Raw genomic sequence first — 1,555 nt, forward strand, 5'->3', positions numbered from 1 at the left:
CATAATGAATTGATGACAGGGTGAAAATAATTTACCTTAGTTATTCAATCTACACAGTTGTAGCCGACCTCTCGTATAGTGCATTTTGCCTGTTTCCGAGCTTGGTTCCAAAAGATAGAGTCATAATGAATGGTACTTACATTAAATGTAATGTCCGAATGGTAGGCTGTCAAGGTAATTTCTTACTATGCATCTTTTGGGTGTAGATTATTGAATCCTTTTAATATCTTAATTATGAAAAAGATTAGAAAAAATGCTGGAGGGATTGATATAGGAGCAAAGAAGGTTTTTACTTCGATAGAAGATGAACCTGTTGTCAGTCATCTTACTTTTACCGAAGATCTAAACCTTCTATGTAGTTATTTGCTTAAACATGGAATTGAAACGGTAGCAATGGAAGCCACTGGTGTTTATTGGGTTATACTGTATGAGATTTTAGAGAAAGCGGGTATTGATGTTTGGCTCGTTGATGGTCGTCAAACCAAACAGGTGCCAGGACGCAAAACAGATGTTAAAGATTGTCAGTGGATCAGAGAATTACACAGCTATGGTTTACTAAACAGATGTTTGGTAGTGGATAAAGATATAAAAGAGTTAAGAAGCTATATGAGATTAAGAGAAGATCATATTCGTTCTGCGTCCATGTATGTTAATCAAATGCAAAAGGCATTAACACTTATGAATATACGATTGAAGGAAGTAATTAGTCAGCTACATGGTAAAAGTGGTATATCTATTATAGCTTCAATATTAGAAGGAGAGCGAGATCGAGAAGTGCTAACTGAATTATGTCACCCTAGTATTTTAAAAAACAAACGAGAACTAATTCTAAAATCTTTGGATGGTACATATACCGAATCAGGACTTTTTGCATTAAGTCAAGCCTATAATTGTTATTATTTTTATCAAGATCGGATAGCGGAATGTGATGATAAAATTAATCAAGTAACAAACAGAATTGGTAATTCTGGAGAAGGGCAAAATCTAAATCAGAAAAGAAAACCAATACGACATAACAAACCAAACATAGATAACTTAGGAGCAAATCTTAAGAATATATTTGGCGGACAAGATGCTACAGTAATAGGTGGCATTACCGATTATACATGGATTCAATTATTATCAGAAACAGGAAATGATTTAACCAAATGGGCAACTGAAAAACACTTTACTAGTTGGTTAGGGCTTTCTCCTGGTCAACATCACTCCGGTAAAATGAGAAAAAGCAAAAGAAAAGGTAAGCCTGTAGCTGGGCAAATATTTAAGATAATTGCTCAAGGTTTACTCAATAGTAAGGATGTTGCTATAGGCGCCTTTGGCAGGCGGTTAAGAGGTAGAAAAGGCGCACCAGTTGCGGTAAAAGCAATGGCTCGTAAATTAGCGGTATTATATTGGAGAGTAATGGTTAAAGGAATTGATTATGCTGAAAATGGGATTAAAAGATATGAAGAGCAATTAGCTCTAAATAAAATAAAGGTGGTGAATCGATTAGCCGCAGAATTAAACCTTAAAGTCATCAACTTTGCAGATAAAATATAAAGCTGTCATTGGTAGG

The 1,555-nt window shown here is 34.9% G+C and carries 1 protein-coding gene; it reads left to right on the forward strand.

All coding sequences use genetic code 11. The features are described from left to right. The first annotated feature begins 234 nt into the window (after positions 1-234). Positions 235-1,539, forward strand: a complete 1,305-nt coding sequence (locus QMO11_RS21810) for an IS110 family RNA-guided transposase (RefSeq protein ID WP_282040079.1) — start codon at positions 235-237, stop codon at positions 1,537-1,539. Positions 1,540-1,555: the final 16 nt, after the last annotated feature.

The organism is Saccharicrinis aurantiacus, from assembly GCF_947489045.1.
Lineage (GTDB): Bacteria > Bacteroidota > Bacteroidia > Bacteroidales > Marinilabiliaceae > Saccharicrinis > Saccharicrinis aurantiacus.

Bases quoted from the DNA above. Each gene is read 5' to 3' on its own strand.
- QMO11_RS21810 (WP_282040079.1), top strand. From the start codon at position 235: ATGAAAAAGATTAGAAAAAATGCTGGAGGGATTGATATAGGAGCAAAG.